Annotated in this window: 20 protein-coding genes and 1 pseudogene; 11 read left to right on the top strand and 10 right to left on the bottom strand. The window is 65.2% G+C overall.

The window, feature by feature from the left end; genetic code table 11:
• Positions 1 to 117 precede the first annotated feature (117 nt).
• A pseudogene (locus tag EAV90_RS29815) lies at positions 118 to 312 on the bottom strand (response regulator); the annotation flags it as partial.
• Between the two features lie 233 nt (positions 313 to 545).
• On the opposite strand from EAV90_RS29815, the gene EAV90_RS29810 reads away from it, so the two are divergent.
• Positions 546 to 3368 carry a PAS domain S-box protein gene (locus EAV90_RS29810; RefSeq protein ID WP_430644757.1) on the top strand — a complete coding sequence of 941 codons (2823 nt, stop codon included), beginning with the start codon at positions 546 to 548 and terminating at the stop codon, positions 3366 to 3368.
• Between the two features lie 59 nt (positions 3369 to 3427).
• Positions 3428 to 4426: a P1 family peptidase gene (locus tag EAV90_RS29805; protein WP_122406582.1), complete on the top strand. Its 999-nt coding sequence runs from the start codon at positions 3428 to 3430 to the stop codon at positions 4424 to 4426.
• A 151-nt stretch (positions 4427 to 4577) separates the two neighbouring features.
• Here the strand turns inward: EAV90_RS29805 and EAV90_RS29800 are convergent, their stop codons facing one another.
• Positions 4578 to 5354: an EF-hand domain-containing protein gene (locus EAV90_RS29800; protein WP_122402518.1), complete on the bottom strand. Its 777-nt coding sequence runs from the start codon at positions 5352 to 5354 to the stop codon at positions 4578 to 4580.
• A gap of 48 nt (positions 5355 to 5402) precedes the next feature.
• Positions 5403 to 5552, bottom strand: coding sequence for a hypothetical protein (locus tag EAV90_RS39755; protein WP_160118817.1), 150 nt, complete (start codon positions 5550 to 5552; stop codon positions 5403 to 5405).
• Between the two features lie 56 nt (positions 5553 to 5608).
• Here EAV90_RS39755 and rpe point away from each other — a divergent pair, with 56 nt between their 5' ends.
• From rpe to EAV90_RS39745, 3 genes are all read left to right on the top strand, one after another.
• Complete coding sequence (rpe, locus tag EAV90_RS29795) at positions 5609 to 6310, top strand: ribulose-phosphate 3-epimerase (RefSeq protein ID WP_100231273.1); 702 nt, start codon at positions 5609 to 5611, stop codon at positions 6308 to 6310.
• Positions 6311 to 6471: 161 nt separating this feature from the next.
• A complete protein-coding gene (locus tag EAV90_RS39750) occupies positions 6472 to 6615 on the top strand; it encodes a hypothetical protein (RefSeq protein WP_164937161.1) in 144 nt (47 codons plus the stop codon).
• Positions 6616 to 6759: 144 nt separating this feature from the next.
• Positions 6760 to 6930, top strand: coding sequence for a hypothetical protein (locus EAV90_RS39745; protein WP_164937160.1), 171 nt, complete (start codon positions 6760 to 6762; stop codon positions 6928 to 6930).
• A 24-nt stretch (positions 6931 to 6954) separates the two neighbouring features.
• Here EAV90_RS39745 and EAV90_RS29790 read toward each other — a convergent pair whose 3' ends face one another.
• From EAV90_RS29790 to EAV90_RS29770, 5 genes are all read right to left on the bottom strand, one after another.
• The gene (locus tag EAV90_RS29790) at positions 6955 to 8385 is read right to left on the bottom strand and encodes a serine/threonine protein kinase (RefSeq protein ID WP_122402517.1); all 1431 of its coding nucleotides are present in this window, start codon (positions 8383 to 8385) and stop codon (positions 6955 to 6957) included.
• A gap of 6 nt (positions 8386 to 8391) precedes the next feature.
• Complete coding sequence (locus EAV90_RS29785) at positions 8392 to 9132, bottom strand: metallophosphoesterase family protein (RefSeq protein ID WP_122402516.1); 741 nt, start codon at positions 9130 to 9132, stop codon at positions 8392 to 8394.
• Between the two features lie 117 nt (positions 9133 to 9249).
• On the bottom strand, positions 9250 to 9855 hold the full coding sequence (locus tag EAV90_RS29780; RefSeq protein ID WP_122402515.1) for a hypothetical protein: 606 nt from the start codon (positions 9853 to 9855) through the stop codon (positions 9250 to 9252).
• Positions 9848 to 10534 carry a DUF2135 domain-containing protein gene (locus EAV90_RS29775; protein ID WP_129145505.1) on the bottom strand — a complete coding sequence of 229 codons (687 nt, stop codon included), beginning with the start codon at positions 10532 to 10534 and terminating at the stop codon, positions 9848 to 9850. The genes EAV90_RS29780 and EAV90_RS29775 overlap by 8 nt, the downstream gene beginning before the upstream one ends.
• Positions 10531 to 11301: a MotA/TolQ/ExbB proton channel family protein gene (locus tag EAV90_RS29770; RefSeq protein WP_129145504.1), complete on the bottom strand. Its 771-nt coding sequence runs from the start codon at positions 11299 to 11301 to the stop codon at positions 10531 to 10533. The genes EAV90_RS29775 and EAV90_RS29770 overlap by 4 nt, the downstream gene beginning before the upstream one ends.
• A gap of 199 nt (positions 11302 to 11500) precedes the next feature.
• Between EAV90_RS29770 and EAV90_RS29765 the strand changes: the two genes are divergently transcribed.
• Both EAV90_RS29765 and EAV90_RS29760 read left to right on the top strand, forming a co-directional pair.
• A complete protein-coding gene (locus EAV90_RS29765) occupies positions 11501 to 12871 on the top strand; it encodes a sensor histidine kinase (RefSeq protein ID WP_129145503.1) in 1371 nt (456 codons plus the stop codon).
• Between the two features lie 7 nt (positions 12872 to 12878).
• The gene (locus tag EAV90_RS29760; RefSeq protein WP_122402511.1) at positions 12879 to 13532 is read left to right on the top strand and encodes a response regulator; all 654 of its coding nucleotides are present in this window, start codon (positions 12879 to 12881) and stop codon (positions 13530 to 13532) included.
• A 452-nt stretch (positions 13533 to 13984) separates the two neighbouring features.
• Here EAV90_RS29760 and EAV90_RS29750 read toward each other — a convergent pair whose 3' ends face one another.
• Positions 13985 to 14572, bottom strand: a complete 588-nt coding sequence (locus EAV90_RS29750; protein WP_162500218.1) for a TetR/AcrR family transcriptional regulator — start codon at positions 14570 to 14572, stop codon at positions 13985 to 13987.
• A gap of 592 nt (positions 14573 to 15164) precedes the next feature.
• Here EAV90_RS29750 and purB point away from each other — a divergent pair.
• Both purB and EAV90_RS29740 read left to right on the top strand, forming a co-directional pair.
• Positions 15165 to 16472, top strand: coding sequence for an adenylosuccinate lyase (gene purB / locus EAV90_RS29745; RefSeq protein ID WP_122402506.1), 1308 nt, complete (start codon positions 15165 to 15167; stop codon positions 16470 to 16472).
• Positions 16473 to 16585: 113 nt separating this feature from the next.
• A complete protein-coding gene (locus EAV90_RS29740; protein WP_129145502.1) occupies positions 16586 to 17758 on the top strand; it encodes a M20 aminoacylase family protein in 1173 nt (390 codons plus the stop codon).
• A 104-nt stretch (positions 17759 to 17862) separates the two neighbouring features.
• On the opposite strand, the gene EAV90_RS29735 is transcribed toward EAV90_RS29740, so the two are convergent.
• On the bottom strand, positions 17863 to 19770 hold the full coding sequence (locus tag EAV90_RS29735) for an acyl-CoA synthetase (protein WP_129145501.1): 1908 nt from the start codon (positions 19768 to 19770) through the stop codon (positions 17863 to 17865).
• A gap of 234 nt (positions 19771 to 20004) precedes the next feature.
• Here EAV90_RS29735 and EAV90_RS41530 point away from each other — a divergent pair, with 234 nt between their 5' ends.
• Together EAV90_RS41530 and EAV90_RS29725 are read left to right on the top strand one after the other, a co-directional pair.
• Entirely contained in the window at positions 20005 to 20241 is a 237-nt protein-coding gene (locus EAV90_RS41530; RefSeq protein WP_129145500.1) for a hypothetical protein, read from the top strand.
• Between the two features lie 256 nt (positions 20242 to 20497).
• Complete coding sequence (locus tag EAV90_RS29725; RefSeq protein ID WP_162500217.1) at positions 20498 to 21304, top strand: Crp/Fnr family transcriptional regulator; 807 nt, start codon at positions 20498 to 20500, stop codon at positions 21302 to 21304.
• Positions 21305 to 21312 lie beyond the last annotated feature (8 nt).

Genomic DNA, 21312 nt, shown 5'->3' with positions numbered 1-21312 from the left:
ATCAGAAAACGCCACTTCTGCAGATAGTTGCGTTCAACCGTTCGGTCATAGCTGTTGTCTCGCATCGGATCGTTCCTCCGCTGCAGCGATCCAATCAGCGAATTATTGAACATGCACAGCAATGACGTCGACGCCGCTGGCGTCGCCGAGGAAGATGTCGACGATCGCCGCGTCGAAGGAGCTTTCCGCGAAGGCCTTCAGTCCGGCTGCGCCGCTCTCGGCCTCCTCGACCTCGAAACGATTGACCCGAAGCACCATCGCCATCATCGTGCGGACGCCCTTCTGGTCATCGATGATGAGAACGCGAGGCATTGGGAACAACTCCCGATGTTGATCAAATCGCCTGATCCAGCCTGGAACCCGCCGCGGCAGAGTGGCATTATGGCACCGTCCCAGTAAAGCGCGTCTTACCTGCCCTAATTCCGCGTTCCCACCGAAATTAAGTAAGCTGTAACCTTTGGTTGAGTCGTAACCGGGTTCCTTCACAAGCTGCGTCCAGAACCCGCTACCATGACGGAACTGCCGACCGAATGAGACCAGCGGAGATGCTCAAGACCCTGCTCAAGACGGACCCGCGAGAGGTGGACGTGCCTGCGACGATCGACCGAAGCACATTTCTTTCGACCCTGCCGGCCACTTCGACCGACCGCAGCGCAGCATTGACGATTGTCGGCGTGTCCTCCCTCCTGTTCGCAGCGGCCGCGCCGTTCGCCGGTACCCCGCTGCAGCCGGTCCCGGCCTTCGTCGCGAGTTATCAATCGGCGCTTGCCGTAAGCGACATCGTCACGGCAGTGCTGCTGCTGTCGCAATTTGCGGTCATGCGGACCCGCGCACTGCTGTGGCTCGCGACCGGCTATCTCTTCACCGCCGCTGCCGCCCTGGTTCACGCCCTCACCTTCCCCGGACTGTTCGCACCAAGCGGGCTCTTTGGCGCGGGCCGGCAGACCACGGTCTGGCTCTACATGATCTGGCATGCCGGTTTTCCGTTGTGCGTGATGGGTTACGCCTGGCTGAAGGACAAGGACGGTGGTCCGCAGATTCGCGGTCCGGCAAGCAGTGCGATTTCAGCCAGCGTGCTCGGCGTCATCGCCGCGATCGCCGTCTTCGCCTGGATCGTGACTGCACAGCACGATCTGTTGCCGGTCCTGTTGCGCGACGGTCACTACACGGCGACCATGATTGGAGTCGTGTCCTTCGTGTGGTCGCTCAGCTTCGCCGCGCTGGTCTCGCTCTGGTTCCGCAGGCCGCATACGGTGATCGACGTCTGGCTCATGGTGGTCATGTGCGCCTGGCTGTTCGACATCGCGCTGTCGGCGATCGTCAACGTCGCGCGCTTCGATCTCGGCTTCTACGCCGGCCGGCTCTACGGCCTCGCCGCGGCGACCTTGGTGCTCGCGGTGCTTCTCATCGAGAACGTCCGCCTTCAGGCGCATACGGTCGGCCTCGTCGGGAGGCTGCGCCAGCAATCGGCCTCGGAACGCGATTACTACGGCAAGCGCCTCGCGCTGTACGGCGCAGTGGTCGAGTCGTCCAATGACGCCATCATCACGAAAACGCTCGACGGTATCATCACCGGCTGGAACAAGGCCGCCGAACATCTGTTCGGCTATTCCGCAGCCGAGGCGGTCGGCAAGCCCATCGACATCATCGTGCCGCCGGATCGCAAGAGCGAAGTCAGGAGCATTCTCAACCGGGTCGCCAGCAACGAATCGATCGCCCAGCACGAGACGGTTCGTCTCCGGAAAGACGGCGTCCCGCTCGACGTCGTTCTGAACATCTCACCGCTGCGGACCGACGCGGGAGAGATCATCGGCGTCTCCAAGATCGCCCATGACATCACCGAAGAGAAACAGGCGAGAGAGAAGCTGCGTCGCGAAACCGAAGAGCGCCAGCGCATCTTCGAGACATCGCAGGACCTGATCCTGGTCACCGACGGCTATGGCAATTTCGTCCAGGTCAGCCCGAGCGTGAAGAACATCCTCGGCTACAGCCCCGAGGACATGGTCGGGCACAGCGCGACCGAGTTCATCCACCCCGACGACCTCGAGAAGACCCGGAACGAGATGCGCGCAGCCCGTCGTGGCGCGGTCAAGCGCAGTTTCGAGGCGCGCTACTACCACTACGATGGTCACGAGGTCACGCTGAACTGGATGGGCACCTGGTCGGAGCCGGTGAAGCGCCACTACTTCATCGGCCGTGACCTCACCGACAAGCAGGCCGCCGAAGCGCAGCTCCGGCAGGTCCAGAAGATGGACTCCATCGGCCAGTTGACCGGCGGCGTCGCCCACGACTTCAACAACGTGCTGACCGTCATCACGGGCACGATCGGCATTCTCAGCGACGCGGTCGCCGACCGGCCCGAGCTTGCCGCCATCACCAAGCTGATCGACGATGCCGCCGAGCGCGGCGCGCAGCTGACCAAGCACCTGCTCGCCTTCGCGCGCAAGCAGCCGCTGCAGCCGCGCGAGATCGACGTCAACGCGCTGGTGCTCGAAGCCGCCAAGCTGCTGCATCCCACCCTCGGCGAGCAGATCGCCATCATGCCGCAGCTCACCGAGGATGCCTGGCCGACGCTGGTCGATCCGGGCCAGCTGTCCACCGCGATCCTCAATCTCGCGCTGAATGCGCGCGACGCCATGCCGGACGGCGGCACCCTGGTGCTGGAGACCCGCAACATCTTCCTCGACGACGGCTATGCCAGCATGAATCCCGATGTCGTGGCCGGCAATTACGTGATGATCGCGGTCAGCGATACCGGCAGCGGAATCCCTGCGGAGCTGATCGACCGGGTCTTTGATCCCTTCTTCACCACCAAGGAGGTCGGTAAGGGTACTGGCCTCGGCCTCAGCATGGTGTTCGGCTTCGTCAAGCAGTCGGGCGGCCACATCAAGATCTACAGCGAGGAAGGCCACGGCACGAGCGTGAAGATCTACCTGCCGCGCTCGACCGGCGTGCAGGAGACCGAGTTCGAGGCGCTCCAGAACGCGCCCATCACCGGCGGCAATGAGAAGATCCTGATCGTCGAGGACGACGCGCTGGTGCGGCAATATGTCGTGACGCAGGTCAAGAGCCTCGGCTATACCGCGCTCGAGGCCGCCAACGGCGCCGAGGCGCTCAAGATCATCGACAGCGACGAGACCATCGACCTGCTCTTCACCGACGTCATCATGCCCGGCAACATGAACGGCCGCCAGCTTGCTGACGAAGCGGCCCGGCGCCGCCCCGACCTGAAGACGTTGTTCACCTCGGGCTACACCGAAAACGCCATCGTCCATCACGGCCGGCTGGATTCCGGCGTGCTGCTATTGGCAAAACCGTACCGCAAGTCCGAGCTGGCCAAGATGCTGAGGACCGCGCTCGCCAGTTGAGCCTGCGGCATCGCTGCGCTATCGCAGATCGCGAATTGCTCTCAACGACGAGGGTCGTCTTGAAGAACCTTCTCACCGATATCGCCGGCGTCCGGGTCGGCCATGCCGAAGATGCGAAAGTCGCTTCCGGCGCGACCGCGATCATCTTCGATTCTCCCGCGATCGCCGCGATCGACGTTCGCGGCGGCGGCCCCGGCACACGCGAGGATGCGCTGCTCGATCTCGCCAACACGGTCGAGCGCGTCGACGCGATCGCGCTGTCGGGCGGCTCCGCCTTTGGCCTCGATACTGGCGGCGGCGTACAGGCATGGCTGGCCGAGCAGGGCCGCGGCTTCAGGGTTCGCGAAGCGCTGATCCCGATCGTGCCGGGGGCGATCCTGTTCGACCTGCTCAATGCCGGTGACAAGGCCTGGGGACGCTTCTCGCCCTATCGCGACCTCGGCTACGCCGCGGCGGCCACCGCCACCAGCGCGGACTTCGCGCTCGGCAGCGTCGGCGCCGGCTTCGGCGCCACCACGGCAACGTTCAAGGGCGGGCTCGGCTCGGCCTCGGCCGTGACGCCTGACGGCGTGAAGGTCGCGGCGATCGTCGCCGTCAACGCGGTCGGCACTGTCACCGTCGGCGACGGGCCGTGGTTCTGGGCGGCACCGTTCGAGGTGGGCGGCGAATTCGGCGGACGCGGCCTGCCGGACAAGTTCACCGACGACATGCTGCGCATGCGTATCAAGGGCGGTCCCGCGGCGACCGCGCGCGAAAACACCACCATCGGCGCCGTCGTCACCGACGCGGTGCTGACCAAACCCCAGGCCAAGCGGCTGGCAATGATCGCGCACACCGGCTTTGCCCGCGCGATCTATCCGGTGCATGCGCCGACCGACGGTGACGTGCTGTTTGCCGCCGCCACGTGCGAAAAGCCGATCGAACCGCTGGCCGGCCTCACCGAGCTCGGCACGATCGCAGCCAATGTGGTCGCACGCGCCATCGCCCGCGGTGTCTACAGCGCGACGGCGTTGCCGTTCCCCGGTGCGCAGCCGGCGTGGAGGGACAGGTTCGGCTAGCGCCCCACATCGGGTGTCATCGCCCGGCGACCGGGCGATTCCAGAGACGGTTGTGATTGAACCGGAAGGCCGCGGCGTACTGGATGCCCCGGTCAAGCCTGGTCAAGCCGGGGCATGACAGCGTCATTTGCCGAGGGAGAGCGCTCTTCGTTCACACGCTCATCGACGTCGAAGAGGACGCGGTCGCGGAGGCGGCCTGCGCCTGGCGCTGCATCATCTGCCCGAACCAGTCATAAGGCGAATTGCCGCCGCCGTTCGCCTTCGAGCTGCTGGAGGCGCCCGGCACCGTGGTCGACATCTTGAAGCCGTCGGCATAGGTGACGGTGGTGGTGGTCGAGCCGTCGGCGTTGGTCGTCGTGGTCGAGGTCGATCCGCCGCTCGACGACGAGGAATCCGAGCCGCTGCCGGAGGCGTCGCCCGCGCCATGGGCGTGGTGACCGCGATGACCGCTCTTCAGCGCCTTCGACATCTCATCCAGACTGACGCTGCCGTCCGCATTCGAATCCAGCTTCGAGAACACGTCATCGGCCTGCGCCAGATTGGTGCCGCCGGCGCCGAGCGCATCCTCGAATTCCGACTTGGTGATGCTGCCGTCGCCGTCGGTATCGATTTGCGAGAACAGGTGCTTCAGCGCGGCATCCCGGCCGTTCGACGCCGAGGGTGCCGAATTCGACGAGACCGAGCTGTCCGCCGACTGGCTCTGCGCAGCAAACAACGCGTTCATCGTCTCCGGCGAGATCTGCGGATATTTGCCCGCATTGACCGACGAACTCGCCCCGCCCGTCGTGCTGCTGCCGCTGTCGATCGCGAACGGGTTGAGCGGCGCGCTCTGCGAAGATCCCGTCTTCTGCGTCGACGACGATTTCGCGTTGGTCAGCGACTGGATCGCATCGAGCGCGCTCGATACGGCACCAAGGGCGAACAACATTGCACAACTCCAACCGATGCGGCATGCCGCGGCCAATGTTCTGTCAGGTCAGATCAGCAAGCGACGTGCCAGCGCGAAAAGTTCAATGAAATCCGCATTCACCACGCTTTGCAGGCCGTGGGAACGTCGGCAATTCATGCCGCCGGCGGCAGAAATTTCCGCCCACAGGAAGCCCGCCCCTCCTGCATTGCCCGCCACGGAGGCCCATGTTAGGCGAGGCCATTCGTCGTCCGTCCGCCACGGGAAAACGCGCCATGACCCAAGCCTTCGCCCCCCGCCCCCTGGCCATCGCGCCCTCGATCCTGGCCTCGGACTTTTCGAAGCTCGGCGAGGAGGTCCGCGCGGTCGACGCCGCCGGCGCCGACTGGATCCATCTCGACGTGATGGACGGGCATTTCGTTCCCAACATCTCCTATGGTCCCGACGTCATCAAGGCGATGCGCCCGCACACCAAGAAGATCTTCGACGCGCATCTGATGATCTCGCCCTGCGATCCCTATCTCGAGGCCTTCGCGAAAGCCGGCTGCGACCACATCACCGTACATGCCGAGGCAGGTCCCCACCTGCACCGTTCGCTCCAGGCCATCCGCGCGCTCGGCAAGAAGGCCGGCGTCTCGCTCAATCCGGCAACGCCGATCAGCGCGCTCGAATACGTCCTTGACCTCGTCGACCTCGTGCTGGTCATGTCGGTCAATCCCGGCTTCGGTGGCCAGGCCTTCATCCCCTCTGCGATCGGCAAGATCCGCGACATCCGCGCGATGACGGCGGGCCGTCCGATCGACATCGAGGTCGACGGCGGCGTCGGCCCCGATGTTGCGGGCGCGCTCGCCGCGGCCGGCGCCAACGCCTTCGTCGCCGGCACTTCGGTGTTCAGGGGCGGCACGCTGGAATCCTACAAGACCAACATCGCCGCGATCCGCAACGCGGCGCTGGGGGCCCGCGGCGAAGCGATTTGATCTGGATCGAGCGACACAGCGGATGCAGATGACCCGTGGCATTTGCGGGTGCTGCAGCGCGCAAAGGTTAAAATTGCAATCCTGATCCGTACTCATCCGGACTTCACTGATTCGCGCAAATCATCGCAAGTGATCCTGCCTGCTTTTGACGGGAGCACATCATGACGACGACCCTGATTTGGACTGCCGTAGCGTTGTGGTTCGGGTTCAATGCAGCGATTGCAGCTCGCAGCCTCTACGTGGCGCGACCGGTAAAGGCCGCATCCTTTGCCCGCATCATCCACCTTCATCGCCGCCGGGGATGATGCCATGCAGCTTGCACCTGTGAAGCGTTAGCCGAAGCGCAGGTGCCGCATTCCACGCCGCCCGCATCCCAGCCTCGATTTTATTTCTTCGGCCGACCTCGCCACGCAGGCCGACACTCAGAATCCTTTTTCCCGGACCGTCCCATGAAACCGCATTGCCCGAACTGCCTGAAGGAAATGACCAAGGGGTCCGCGTCGCACACCCTGTTCAGTTGCGAGCCCTGCCGCGAGATCATCCAGTATTTTGGCAGCGCGGATCACGGCGATCCCGGCCCGCAATTCTCCTGGCCAATCCGCCGCAAGCAAGCGGCCTGATCCACGCGCAGGACGTCAGACGGCCTAACCCGCCATTTCTGACCCGCCAGCGTCCCCAGCCATCCGCGGCGGCCGCACCACGGTGACGGTGCAGGTCGCCTCCGAGGCCACCTTGGCGGAGACGCTGCCGAGCAGCGTGCGCCTGAACGAGCTCTGCCGCGCGCCGATGATGACGTGGTCGACCTGGTTCGCCTCGGCGAACTCCAGGATCGCGGCGGCGGGATCGATGGCTTCCAGCACATGAACCGACAGCCGGCTCTCGTCCAGCTTGAGCGGCGTCGCCCAATGCCGGAGCGCGACCAGGCGGTCGATATGCTTGTTGGAGCCCTGCTCGTCGAGCGTCCGATCGATCGCGATGCGGTTCAGCTTGAGCACGTTGAGGCAGGCAAGCCGCGCCGAGGGCAGCGTGGCGAGAATGCGCTCGGTCGTCACGCGCAGAGCCTCGTTCAGCTCCGGTGTGCCTTCCACCGTATCGAGCGCCACGGCGAGGATTGGGCTCGACGCGATCTGCGCCGCGACGTCCGATTTCGCACGCGGCTGCATGACGCCCTGATTGAAGCGGCGCCGCCACACAACGCCTAAGGGGTCACGGTTCAGCCGCTCCGCGCGCGCGGTGAGCTTGACCTGGTCCGGATGGGCGAGATCGAAAGCGAGTTGGGATGCCGTCGGATAGCGCCACACCGGCTCGATCTCCAGACAGCGCAGCACGACTTCCTGGAGCCAGGGCGGATAGTCGGCGCGAAGCGCGCGCGGCGGATGCGGATCGCGCCACAGCCGGCGCCGCATCGCGCGCAAGGTCTCGCCCTCACCGAACGGACGCTCGCCCGTGGTGAAGAAATAGAGCAGCACGCCGAGCGAGAACAGGTCGCTGCGCGGGTCGTCGCGCACCCCGAGCAGCCGCTCAGGCGCCATATAGGGCGCGGTGCCGTAAGGCAGGCGGAACTCCTCCTGCAACAGATCAGGCAGATGGTTATGATGCGAGAGGCCGTAGTCGATCAGCACCGCCTCGCCGCTCTCGCGGAACATGATGCTGCTCGGCTTGATGTCGTGATGGATCACGTTCTGCCGGTGCAGGTCGGCGAGCGCGGTCGCGATCTTCGCAACGAGCTGCCGCGCCTCGTCATACGGCAGCGGCAGGTCGGGCAGCCGCTTGTAGAGCGTGGTCCCGGAGATGCGCTCGATCACGACATAGGCCTGGTGCGCGAAATCGCCGGTGCCGAAACACGCAGGCACATGTGGCCCGGCGAGCCGCGGCAGAATCATCATCTCCATCTCGAAGGAGACGATCGCGGCGGGGTCCTCGCCCTCAGACACCCGCGGGATCTTCATCAGCAAGGGCACGTCGATGCCGGGATGGGTGACGGTCCACAGCGTCGCCATGCCGCCGGCATGCACGCATTCGCCGATCGTGTAACCGTCGATCACCGCGCCTGACCTGACCAGGGGTTTCGGCATCGGCCTCTAGCGTCCCTGCGATAGCCGGTCGGCCAGCCAGTGCGGCAGGCCGTTCTGGCGGATCCGGCTCGCGGCCGTCTCGATATCATAGGGCGCGCGGCAATAGGTGATCTGGCACGACACCGTGTCGAACAGCACGAAGGCCGCCGACGGATCGCCGTCGCGGGGCTGGCCGACCGAGCCGAGCACCGCCAGCCATTGCCGTCCACGCAGCAGCGGCACCGAGACATCGGTCTTGGGCACGAGGCTCGACATCTTCGCCGTCACCGACATCGAATAGAGCGCCGGACGGTGGATGTGGCCGCAGAAGGTGACATGGGCGGGCGTCGAGATCAGGCTCTTGGCCGCATCCGCCGTCGAGCGCACGTAATGCCAGCGCTGCGGGCTGGAGGCCTCCGAGTGCACGAACAGGCGATCGCCGTCCGCTACCTGCATCGGCAATTCGGCCAGGAATCGCCGCTGGGCGGCGTCGAGGCGGCCGCGGGTCCATTCGATCGCAATCTGCGCCTCCGCGTTCATGGTCTCGGCCGAGGAATTGACCGCCTGGTCGTGATTGCCGCGCACCGCGATGGCGCCCTGCGCAACCAGCTCCATCGCCGTATCCACCACCCATTCCGGATCGGCACCATAGCCGACGAAATCGCCGAGCAAGACGAACCGCTCCGCCCCCTTGGCGCGGGCAAGCTTCAGGCAGGCCTCGAACGCCTGCCGGTTACCGTGGATATCCGAGAAGACAGCGAGAAGCACGCACCCTCCACCCTCAAATTCTTATTGGAAGCCGATAAGGCCAAATTGAGGGAGGTCAAGAAGATGCGCCAGCACTGGGCCGTTTACCAGCGCTGCCCTGCATTGATGGTGAAAGGCCTACTGCTCGTCCTTCGGCGGCATCCGGGGTGGCGGCAGCGGCGTGAAGACGGCGCCTTGCGCACCGGCGGGCGGGGCATTGAACTCGCCGGTCGAGGAATCGCCGCCGCTGGTCTCCAGAATGGTCTTCGGCGTCACATATTCCCGGACCATGTCGATCAGGCTGCCGTCGCCGCCGCCGAAATCCGCCGCGCGCCCGCCTTGCGGATGACCCGCCGCGATCTCGTTCTCCGCGGCGTGGGTCTTGTCGGCCAGCCGGTCATCGTAGGGCACCCGAAAGGCGCGCGGGATGCCGCTCGGGCGATTGTCCTCGTCCAACGCCTCGACCCAAAGATAGATCGAGCCGGGATCGCCCTGAAGCGAATGCGGCTCGACGATGCGCGCCTTCAGCAGCTTGAAGGTGACAGGCAGCCGGTCGGAGCTGGCCCAGCCGAGCAGCCCGCGCATTTCAGTGAAGCTGACGACGTAGAACGCGCTGGTCACGACCACGGCGACCGCCTTCAACGACCAGTGGAGCCGCGCATAGACCAACACGACCAGCAGCAGCGCGCCGATGACGGCATAAGCGACCGACAGCGTCAGGATGACCGTTTGCGGATTACTCACGGCGCACCCTCACAGCGTTCCTGCTCACACCGGTCTTGGGGTCGACGTCGGCGCCGTTGCGCCAGCTGCTGCGGAACGTCTCCAGCAGCGATTTCGGCCGCTGATCGACATTTACGACCTTGCCTTCCGCATCGATGCGGAATCTGACCGCGGTCTTCTCGTCGCCGGTGTGGTCCAGCGTGAACTTGTTGTCGAAGATCACCTGCGCGGTCGGATTGAGCTTCTGCACCTTCACATTGGCCGTCACGGGCTCGCCCGTGGTGGCGACGAAATGCGAGACGTTGACGGTGTATTCGCCGGCGAGGATGCCGCGCACCGTGACGATCTCCTCGCGGATCGGCGAGGCGATCTTCTTGCCGGCGACCATGATGAAGTCGTTGGCGCCGCCGCGGTCGTCGCGGTCGAGCGTGAGGAAGCCGGCCTCGCGGTGGCGATACCAGGCGATGTTGCCCGCGGGATCCTGCACGAACAGGTCGAGATCGTCGGGGTGATTGTCCGGCCAGTCCAGCGTGATCATGAACTCCGCCTTGGAGTCGATCTTGCCGTCCTTGGCATCCGGGGACACCGCGAGCAACGCCAGGAAAAACAGGAACGCGATCACCTGCAGCGCCTTGAACAGCATCACGCCCAGAGGATCGAACGCCTCCTCACGCGGATAGAGGCCGAAATCATCGATCATGACCGCGCACCAGAACCCTTGCGCTCCAGCACCGGCGTCACGTACGTCTCGGTCAGCACCACCGCGTCCGAGAACACCCGCTGGGTCGCGGCGTCCAGCATGTAGTACTGGATGCGGACCAGGATCGAGCCGACGAGGCCGGCGAGCGTCGTGTACATCGCAACCGCCATGCCGTCGCTCATCAAGCCCATCGAGGAGCGCATCGCGACCTTGTCGGCGGCATCCAGCCCTGCGATCGGCGCCAGCATGATGATGAAGCCGATGATGGTGCCGAGCAGGCCGAGCTTCATCAGCGTGTCCGAGACGAAGGCCCCGAATCCGTTGGAGCCGCGCAAGCGATCGGCGAGCGTCCGCAGCAGCAGCGTCTGATCGACCGGGCGATAGTCCTGGGCAGCAGCCTTCGTCAAGAGGCTCTCGATGTGATCGCGCACCAGACCGCGTGGTAGCCCCGCCGCGCTCGCATCGAGCGCCTTGCTGCCACCGGTCGCCGACAGCACCGCGCGGCAACGCCGCGCGGCCGCCCCTTCGCGCGCGATCGCCCGCGTCCGCAGGAAGCAGTGGCCGCAGGTGACGACATAGAGCACCGCGATGACGCTCGAGATGTAGGTGCGGTCCGAAGTCAACATCAGATGGATCAGGCCGAAGCGCCACAACAGCACGACGGCGAAGATCGACAGTCCGGTGAAGATCATCCAGAACAGCAGCGCGCTGCGCTCGGATGGATCGGCAGCCTGGCTCGGGATTGGTCCAATCGTCATCGAACTCATGCTGCACCGCTCCTCGCTCGCAACGATTGGCCTGTAAAGATTCCTGCCCGATTAGATCAAAGACGCCGCGCCCGGTCCAAAGACCCATGCCCAATCCGGCTCGGGAAATTTGCCCGAGCTGCAGCCCGGGCGTTCCCTGCAATTGGCAAGGCGCGGCGGCGTTGTTAGGCTGACCTTACCAAACGTCGGGGATGATCGCATGCGCCTCGTGCTTCAGCTTGTCGCCCGTCTGCTGCTCATCGTCGTGCTCTGCCTCGGAGCTGCAACCGTGTGGGCCACGTTCGACGCCTATCGCAGCGTCGATCGGGCGACTGCGGCCTCGGCGCAGCGGGTCGCGCAGGCGCTCCAGGCGCTGTATTGGCGTGAGCTTTTGTTGCGCAGCAGCAGAGCGCGCGAGCACCTTTTGCCGGTTCCAGATTGGCGCACGCTGGAGACGATGAAGCTGATCTCGCCCGGCGTCTGCGTCGAGTTCCAGCCGGCCGCCGCGTTCGAGAAGCCGCTCTGCGGCCAGAGCGAGGGGCTGGGCAAGACGCCGCCGCGCTGGTTCGCCGCCATTGTACCCACCTTCCTCGGCAGCCACGCCGAGGTGGTACGGCCCGTCAGCCCGCGCGCGGCGGCCGCCGGGACGGTGGTGGCGACGCCGGACGGCGCCGCGGCCATCTCGCTGGCGTGGGAGTACATCCTCAACGTGATCGACGTCGCGCTGTTGATGGCGGCGGCAATCGCGCTGCTGGCCTCGCTCGCGATCGCACATGCGCTGGCGCCGGCGCGTGCGATCGTCACTGCATTGCAGCGCATGGCGCGCGGACAGTATCGCACCAAGCTGCCGCGCTTCCGCTCGATGGAGCTGGCGATGATCGGCAACGCCGTCGGCGAGCTCGGCGGCCGGCTGGAGGAAGCCACCGAACAGCGCGCCGCGCTGACGCGGCGCTTGATCGAGATCCGCGAGGACGAACGCCGCGCGCTCGCCCGCGAGCTGCACGACGAGTTCGGGCAGAATCTCTCCGCCATCCTCGCCTTCGCCAACACAATCGAAACAGCCAGCACGAGGGACAACGGCGACACCGGGATCGCGCAGGATGCGCGCATGATCTCGCAGGCCACGCATCATCTGATGGCTTCGCTTCGCGATGCACTGAAGCGGCTGCGCAATCCGCTGCCCGAGGAGCTCGGGCTCGAGGCCAGCCTCGTCAATCTCGTCGACAGCTGGCGCTCGCACAGCGCGGCACGGCCGACGATCCGGCTCGATCTCAGGGGCGACCTCACCGACATCAGCGGCCCGGCCGCCACCACGGCCTATCGTGTCGCGCAGGAATGCCTGACCAACGCGCTGCGCCACAGTGCAGCGCACGAGATCAGTCTGCGCATCGAACGGCGTGCCGGCGAGGACGGTGCGCTGCTGATCCGCGTCGAGGACGACGGCGGCGGCGATGCGGAGCGCGTCGCGCAATCGGCCGGTTTCGGCCTGACCGGCATCCGCGAGCGCGTCACGGCCGCCGGCGGATCGCTGTCGATCATGCCTGCGCGCGGCGGCCTCAGCGTTGCCGCCACCATCCCGCTCGCTGCGTGAGGCCGGAATGAGCGAGGTTGCAGCAACAGGCATTTCCGTGCTGCTGGTCGACGACCACCCGATCGTGCGGCAAGGCTATCGGCGCGTGTTGGAGAGCCAGGGCGATCTGCACGTCGTGGCGGAAGCCGACAACGCCGCGGAGGCCTACGGCGCGTTCAAGGCGCATGATCCTGATGTGGTCGTACTCGATATCTCGATGCCCGGCGCGAGCGGGCTCGAGGCGATCCGCAACATCCGCGCGCGCAGCCCACGAGCGCGGATTCTGGTCTTCACCATGCACAACGAGGCTGTGCTGGTGAAGGCAGCCTTCGGCGCGGGCGCGAGCGGCTTCGTCACCAAGAGCAGCGAACCCTCAGCCGTGGTGCACGCCATCCGCAGCGTGGCGCGCGGCGAGCGCGCCATGAGCGACGACATCGCGCATGTCCTCGCCGCGGACAGCCTGTCGCCAACCGGCTCGGTGCTGGACCAGCTGGGTGAGCGCGAGATCGAGATCCTGCGCCAGTTCGCCGGCGGCGCCACCACCGAGCAGATCGCGACCCATCTCAATCTCAGCGTCAAGACCGTGCAGAACTATCACTATCTGATCAAGTCGAAGACCGGCGCGCGCACGGATGCGCAGCTCGTGCGGCTCGCCGCAACCTGTGGGTTAACGAGGATCTAGCAGCGGAGCTGACGGATTCCGCGAGCGAGGTGGCGCTCGTAAATCTGCTGAGTGGGATGGAACGGAGGCTATCCAGCCCCGGTTAGTAGTGGAGTGGAGGAGTAAATCGCCATGCGTAAGGATCATCACAGGGTCGTCGACCACCCCCCGATCATCACAGTGGGCGAGCTCATCGACGAACTTTGCCGTCTGCCGGACACAGCCGTCGTCCACTTCCGCTGCCCCATGCTCGATCAGGAGCTCACATTCTACCGCCTTCGAAAGCGGTCAAAGGACGCCGTCGAAATCGCAGTCAATGCATATCCGGATAGTCCGCCGGTCGTGCCATCGTCCGATCCTGCCTTCCACGCGCGAAGACATTCGGTTTCCTCGCCCTCGCTTCGCGATGGCGCCGCTCTCCACAAGACGAAAGGTTGATTGGCCGCACCTGGGACTGAATGGGTCCTGCGGATCTAGGCCGCCTTCAGCCCGCGCAGCAAAAGCGCCAGCGTCGCATCGACGCGCGCGGAGAGATCGGCATCCTTCCATTCGTCGGCATGGGCCGGATGGTGGAAGCGAACGGTGGCATCGAAGATGGCGCGCGCGGTCGCCTTCACGTCGCCCACGGCGAATTCCCCCCGCTTCACGCCGTCGGTCAGGATCGCCGCGATCTGGTCGATCATGGTGTCCTTGTGGCATTTGACGGCCGCACAGGCCTCGCGCGCCAGCGTCAGATAGGTCTGGAACATCTCGGGGTCATCGAGCACGCGCGAACGTTTGGCGGCGAACAGCGTGCGCAACCAGCGGTCGAGCCTGTCAGGCGCCGGGCCGTGCTCCTCGGCGATCGCGCGTAGCGGCGCGTCGATGCGGTCGAGCCAGCGCTTGGCAACGGCCTCGCGCAGCGAGGCCTTGCTGGGGAAATGGCGATAGACGCTGCCGTGGCTCACATCGAGCGCACGGGCAACGTCGACCACTGTGGCCTTGGCAAGTCCGTAACGCCTGAGCACGTCCTCGGTGACTTCGAGGATCCGCTCCGGCGTCAAGACAACGGCTTCATTCATGCCAGCACCATGTTCCCGGTTGGGGCTCAGTTACCCGGCACTGGGGCTGCTTCCGAAGCGCCCTGGCCGGTCGTTCGGAAAGCCTATGCCTTAATGAGGCAGTTTTGCAGCTTGCGCCGCGATCTGTCGCGCCACCAGCAAATTGAGCCAATGCCCAATCACGCCGGTGAAATTGAGGATTTCGGTCGTCATTGTCTTAAGTCTCCATTCGTCCACGGTCCCCGTTCTTCAATCTGCCCTCCGATCCGAGCTTGGTTCGGATGTCGGGCTTCCCGGGGCTGTCGCGGGACGCCCAATCGGAGCGTCCGGAAACGGATATACACGTCTCGCTGACAGATTTCAATATCTGTCAGTCAATGATCCGTGATTGACCGCTGATTTCTCCGGCCCGCCCGGCCAAGCCGCGGGCAACCGCCGCCAGCCGGCTTGGGCACTACTTGGGCACTCAGCTGCCTGCCCGGTCCAGTCATCCCCCGCTACCTTGCCTCAGCCGTTTGTTTCGCCCCGCCCGCTCTGTTAAATCACGGCGTAAAAAGCATTTTGGCCGGCAAAGCCCCCTTGGGTCGCCCGCCTACCTAGCTGGAGCCGTCAGATGATTCCCCGCTATACCCGCCCGGAAATGGCCTCGATCTGGGAGCCGCAGACCCGGTTCAAGATCTGGTTCGAGATCGAGGCGCATGCGGCGGACGCCCTGGCCGAGCTCGGGACCATCCCAAAGGAGGCCGCCAAAACGGTCTGGGCCAAGGCCAAGGACGCCGTCTTCGACGTCGCCCGCATCGACGAGATCGAGCGCGAGACCAAGCACGACGTCATCGCCTTCCTCACCCACCTCGCCGAGATCGTCGGCCCCGAGGCGCGCTTCGTGCACCAGGGCATGACCTCCTCCGACGTGCTCGACACCTGTCTCAACGTTCAGCTCACCCGCGCCGCCGATCTGCTGCTTGCTGACCTCGACAAGGTGCTGGCCGCGCTGAAGAAGCGCGCCTTCGAGCATAAGATGACGCCGACCATCGGCCGCAGCCATGGCATCCATGCCGAGCCCGTCACCTTCGGACTCAAGCTCGCTTACGCCTATGCCGAATTCACCCGCGCCAAGGAGCGCCTGATCGCGGCGCGCAAGGAAGTCGCGACCTGCGCCATCTCCGGTGCCGTCGGCACCTTCGCGCAGATCGACCCGCGCGTCGAAGAGCACGTCGCCAAGGCCATGGGGCTCGTGCCCGAGCCGATCTCGACCCAGGTGATCCCGCGCGACCGTCACGCGATGTATTTCTCGACGCTCGGCGTGATCGCCTCCTCGATCGAGCGCGTTGCCGTGGAAATCCGCCACATGCAGCGCACCGAGGTGCTGGAGGCCGAGGAGTTCTTCTCCGAAGGACAGAAGGGCTCCTCCGCGATGCCGCACAAGCGCAACCCGGTGCTGTCGGAGAACCTCACCGGCCTCTCCCGCATGGTGCGCGCCTATGTGACGCCGGCGCTGGAGAACGTCGTTCTCTGGCACGAGCGCGACATTTCGCACTCCTCGGCCGAGCGCATGATGGGCCCGGACGCGACCGTGACGCTCGACTTCGCGCTGGTGCGCCTCGCCGGCTTGATCGACAAGCTCTTGGTGTACCCCGCCAACATGCAGAAGAACCTCGACCGCCTCGGCGGCCTCGTGCATTCGCAGCGCGTGCTGCTGGCCCTGACCCAGAAGGGCGCCAGCCGCGAGGACGCCTACAAGCTCGTGCAGCGCAACGCCATGCCGGTCTGGCGCGGCGAAGGCGACTTCCTCCAGCTCCTGAAGAAGGACGCTGAGGTGAAGAAATATCTCACCGACGCCGAGATCGAGGAGCAGTTCGACCTCGGCTATCACCTCAAGCACGTCGACACGATCTTCAAGCGGGTGTTCGGGGAGAGCTGAATTCCTGTCATTCCGGGGCGATGCGGAGCATCGAACCCGGAAATCTCGAGATTCCGGGTTCACGCTTCGCGTGTCCCGGAATAACGCCAAGGCCCACAAAACACGGATTCCCCATGCCCATCGTCAATCGCGTCGCCGCCCTCTCCGACGAAATGGCCACTTGGCGCCATGACTTCCACGAGAACCCCGAGCTGCTTTACGAAGTCCACCGCACCGCCGGCATCGTCGCCGACAAGCTGCGCGAGTTCGGCTGCGACGAAGTGGTGACGGGCATCGGCCGCACCGGCGTGGTCGGCGTGATCCGCGGCCGCAAGTCCGCCTCCGGCAAGACGATCGGTTTGCGCGCTGACATGGACGCGCTGCCGATCATGGAGACCTCGGGCGTGCCTTATGCCTCCAAGGTGCCTGGCAAGATGCACGCCTGCGGTCATGACGGCCACACCGCGATGCTGCTCGGCGCCGCAAAGTACCTGACCGAGACGCGCAATTTCGATGGCACGGCGGTGATGATCTTCCAGCCCGCTGAGGAAGGCGGCGGCGGCGGCAAGGCCATGGTCGAAGACGGGTTGATGACGCGCTGGAACATCCAGGAGGTCTACGGCATGCACAACATGCCGAACCTCCCCGAGGGCCATTTCGCCACCACGCCTGGCCCAATGCTCGCCTCATCCGACAACATCCAGATCACCGTTCGCGGCAAGGGCGGACACGCCGGCGCGGGGCCGCACAAGTCGGTCGACAGCGTGCTGATCGGCTCGCAGATCGTGGGTGCGCTACAGTCGATCGTCGCGCGCAACGTCGACCCGCTGAAGTCCGCGGTGATCTCGATCACGCAATTCCATTCCGGCACGGCCTTCAACATCATCCCGGAGGTCGCCGAACTCGCCGGCACCGTGCGCACGCTCGACCCTGAAGTGCGCGACCTCGTCGAGCGCCGCATCGGCGAAGTCGCCGACAGCATCGCCCGCGCCTATGGCGGCTCGGCCGAGACGAAGTACACGCGGATGTATCCGGTGACGATGAACCATGCCCGCGAGGCCGGCCTTGCCGCCAACGTCGCCCGCGACATCGTCGGCGCCGACCGTGTCAATGACAAGTTCATCCCGATGATGGGCGCCGAGGACTTCTCGTTCATGCTGGAAGCACGTCCCGGCGCGATGGTGCTGGTCGGCATGGGCGACGGCAACGAATGCCACCACCCGGCCTACGTCTTCAACGACAACATTTTGGGCCACGGCGCCTCGTTCTGGGCCCGTCTGGTCGAGACGCGAATGCCGGCGGGATAGGACCGCACGCCGCGCTCGTAGATCCTCCGGGTGAGTTGGCGGTCGCAAACTCAACTTACCCCTGACCACCTGTCACCCGTAGGATCTACAATTCACGCAAGCACCTACGCCTGCACCACCTCGTGCCGCATCACGAACGGGGCGAGCAGCGTATGCACCTCGCTCGCAACCGCCTCGCGTTGATCCGCTTGCAGACCAGCGAGCGTCACGGTCGCGATCGAGCCGTGGCTGCCGTGCGGACCGACCTTCACATTGCAGTCGATGCCGCGCTCGACCAGCGGCGCCAGCACCTTGGTGAACACGCGCTCGGCCGCGTCCCAACGCAGCTGCGGCTTGAACACCTTGCCGACGCCCGTCACCGGCATCGGATCGATCGGAATGACCTGCACCGGGACGGCGGCGCGCTCCGGCGTGCGCTCGCGCACCCATGCTTCGAGCTCGCCCGGCTCGACCTTGGCGCCGGGCTTCAATTGCACGTATCCCACCGGCAATTCGCCGGCATAGGCGTCGGGCTGGCCGACCACGGCGGCGAAGCCGACGGCGGGATGTCTGAACATGATCTCCTCGATCGGCGCCGGATCGATGTTGTGGCCGCCGCGGATCACGAGATCCTTGGCGCGGCCGGTGATCCAGAGATAGCCGTCCGCATCCAGGCGGCCGAGATCGCCGGAATTGACCCAGACCCCGTCGACGAAGGCGCCCTTGTTGTGCTCGTCGTTGAGATAGCCGCCGAACACGCCGGGCCCGGCCATGATGACGACGCCGATCTCGTCCGGCTTGCAGTCGCGGATCAGGCGTCCCTCGGCGTCGAGCTGCACGATGCGCACCCGCGCGTAAGGCATGGGAAGACCGACCGAGCCGAGCCGGATCGGCCGGCCGGGATAGGCGAGCGTGTGCACGCTCGAGGTCTCGGTCATGCCGTAGACCTCAATCACCGGTAGCTTAAGTTTCTCCTGAATCGCCGAGCCGACCGCGACCGGAATCGCCGAGCCGCCCCCTGCCGCATATTTCAGGCTCGAGATATCCGCATTCCCCGGCGGCACCGCGAGGGTCGCGGCGAGCACCGTCGGCACGCTCGACAGCGCCTCGGGCTTGAAGCGCTCGACGAGCTGCCAGATGTTCTTCACCGCATTCGGGTTGCGCCAGCCGCTCGGCGACAGCACGACCAGCGAGCCGCCGCTCGACAGCGTCAGCAGCACTTGCGTCAGCGATCCACCGACGTGAAACAGCGGCATGCCGAACAGCAGGTTTGCACCCGGCCTCGCCTTCAGCAGCAGATTGAGGGCCCAGGCCTGATAGACCTGGTTGGCATGGGTGTGCCGCACCAGCTTCGGCGTGCCGGTGGTGCCGCCGGTGTGGAAATAGGCGGCGATGTCGCTGCCGTGGATCTGCCGTCCGCTGACGAGCCGGTCCGACGGCTGCTGCTTGATGAGGTCGCTGAAGGAAAAGATGCCATTGGCCGGATCGCCGCCGCCGAATACTTGCACGACTGCCTTCAGATGCCTCAGCTGCGGGCGGATCTGCTCGACCTTCTGCCAGATGTCGGTGCCCGGCATCGGTCCGAGCGCCACCAGGATCTTGGTGTTCGCGGCCTCCAGGATCTCGGCGATCTGGTGCGGCTCGAGCAGCGGATTGACGGGGTTGGCGATGCCGGCAGCCTCCGCGCCGAACAGAGTGACGAAGGCGTCCGGCACCAGCGGCAGCATGAAGCTGATGACGTCGCCCTTCTCGGCGCCGAGCGCGTGAAACATATTGGCCGCCTGCGTGACGCGCGCGATGAAATCGCGATACGTGACCGCGACCGGCGTGTCGGCGGGATCGGCATTTTGCAGGAACTGGATCGCCGCGCCGTCGAGGTTGCGCTCAGCACCAAGCCTGATGGCGTCATAGATGCTCTCGGCCGCGACGCGGTCGGCATAGGGAACCTGCTCGAACGCCCGGACCTCCTCGTCCGTCAAAAGATCCGGATAGTCGTTGCCGATCAACCGATCGAGCGCGTGGATACCCGCCATGAAATTCCGTCCTCCCTCAGATGCATGTCCCCGCCCCGTATCTTTTGACATCTTGGTTCGGCGAGGCCGGCCGATGACCGGCCGAGCCGGACCAGAATGATGGATGATTTGGCGTTCGTCCATTGCCTACCGGCTGTGGCGTGAATTCGTTCGCCAGCGCCCTGCCGCAAGACTTGAGGTCATGATGACGAAGCCCTGCGGATCCGCATCATTCGGCTGATCGCCGTGTTCGCGATGGTGTCCGCAATCGCTCTGCCCTCTGCCACTCTCGATGCCGACACCCAGCTCGACAAGGTGCGCGTCAAGGTCGCGGCCTTCATCACCGACAAGATGGAGAAGCTGGGTGGATCACGCATCGTCTTCGCCCTGGAAGAGGCCAACAGCGTCGCCATGCTGCTGCGCGCCGGCTCGCTGCCGGGACGCCCCGGCCTCGTCGAGCAGCAGGTCGTGCAACCCGCGGCCAAGCCGTAAGCGAAGCTCGCCCCGCCCCCCGCCGCATCGCTCGTCCAGGCCGGATCCGCGACACCGAAGCCCGCACGGCGGCCCCCGAATCGCGGCAGCGCCGGTGGCCCGACGCGCAACCAACGGGCAATTGCCGAAACGCCCGATCAGGCTAGAATTTGCCTCTTGCGGCATGACGGCCGGAAGCGTCATTCAAGCGGTCGTCATTCGATTTCGGTTATACGAGTGCCGACCAGGACTGAAGGCCTTATGTGGGGTTAGTACCATGCCGTCCGGCAGCGCAGACGTTTCGTCGATCCTCGACCGCATTCTCGATGCGGCCACGGATAACCTCAGGATCGCGAAGATCCTGGTCCAGATGGGGCTCGATCCTAACAACGTCACCTATGATGCGATCTTCAATCGCCTGCTGGAGATCTTCGTCCACAACATTACGCTGGCCAATCTGTTCGCCGCGGTCGGTGCGGTCTTCTTCGTCGCCACGCTCCTGATGCGGACCATGGTGCCGCTGCGCGTCGCCAACATGGTCGGCTGTGCGTTCTTCGCCATGTTCGGCGCGCTCTCGGCCAACGTCTCGACGTTCCTGCTCTATCTCTTGCTGCTCCCGATCAACGCTCTTCGCCTGAGGCAGATGCTCAAGCTGGTCAAGAAGGCGCGCCATGCCGCCGAGGGCGACATGTCGATCGAGTGGCTCAAGCCGTTCATGACCGAACGCAAATACCGCTGCGGCGATACGCTGTTCAAACTGGGCGACCCGGCCAAGGAGATGCTGCTCACGGTGACCGGCAAATTCCTGGTCAAGGAGATCAACGTCGAGATCCTGCCGGGCGCGCTGATGGGCGAGCTCGGCTTCCTGACGCCGGACAACCGGCGCACCGGTACGATCGAATGCATCGAGGATGGCCAGGTGCTGACGATCACCTATGACAGGCTGCTCGAGATCTACTTCCAGGATCCGCAGTTCGGCTATTACTTCCTGGTGCTGACCAGCCAGCGCCTGCTGCAAAACATCGATCGCCTGCAGAAGCAGCTGGCAGCGGAGCGCGCGGCCACCGCGAACAGGATCGCGTGATCGCTGCT

Source organism: Bradyrhizobium vignae (genome assembly GCF_004114425.1).
GTDB lineage: Bacteria > Pseudomonadota > Alphaproteobacteria > Rhizobiales > Xanthobacteraceae > Bradyrhizobium > Bradyrhizobium vignae.
The sequence above is the reverse complement of the archived record's forward strand: the minus strand, read 5'-3'. Positions and strand labels throughout refer to the sequence as shown.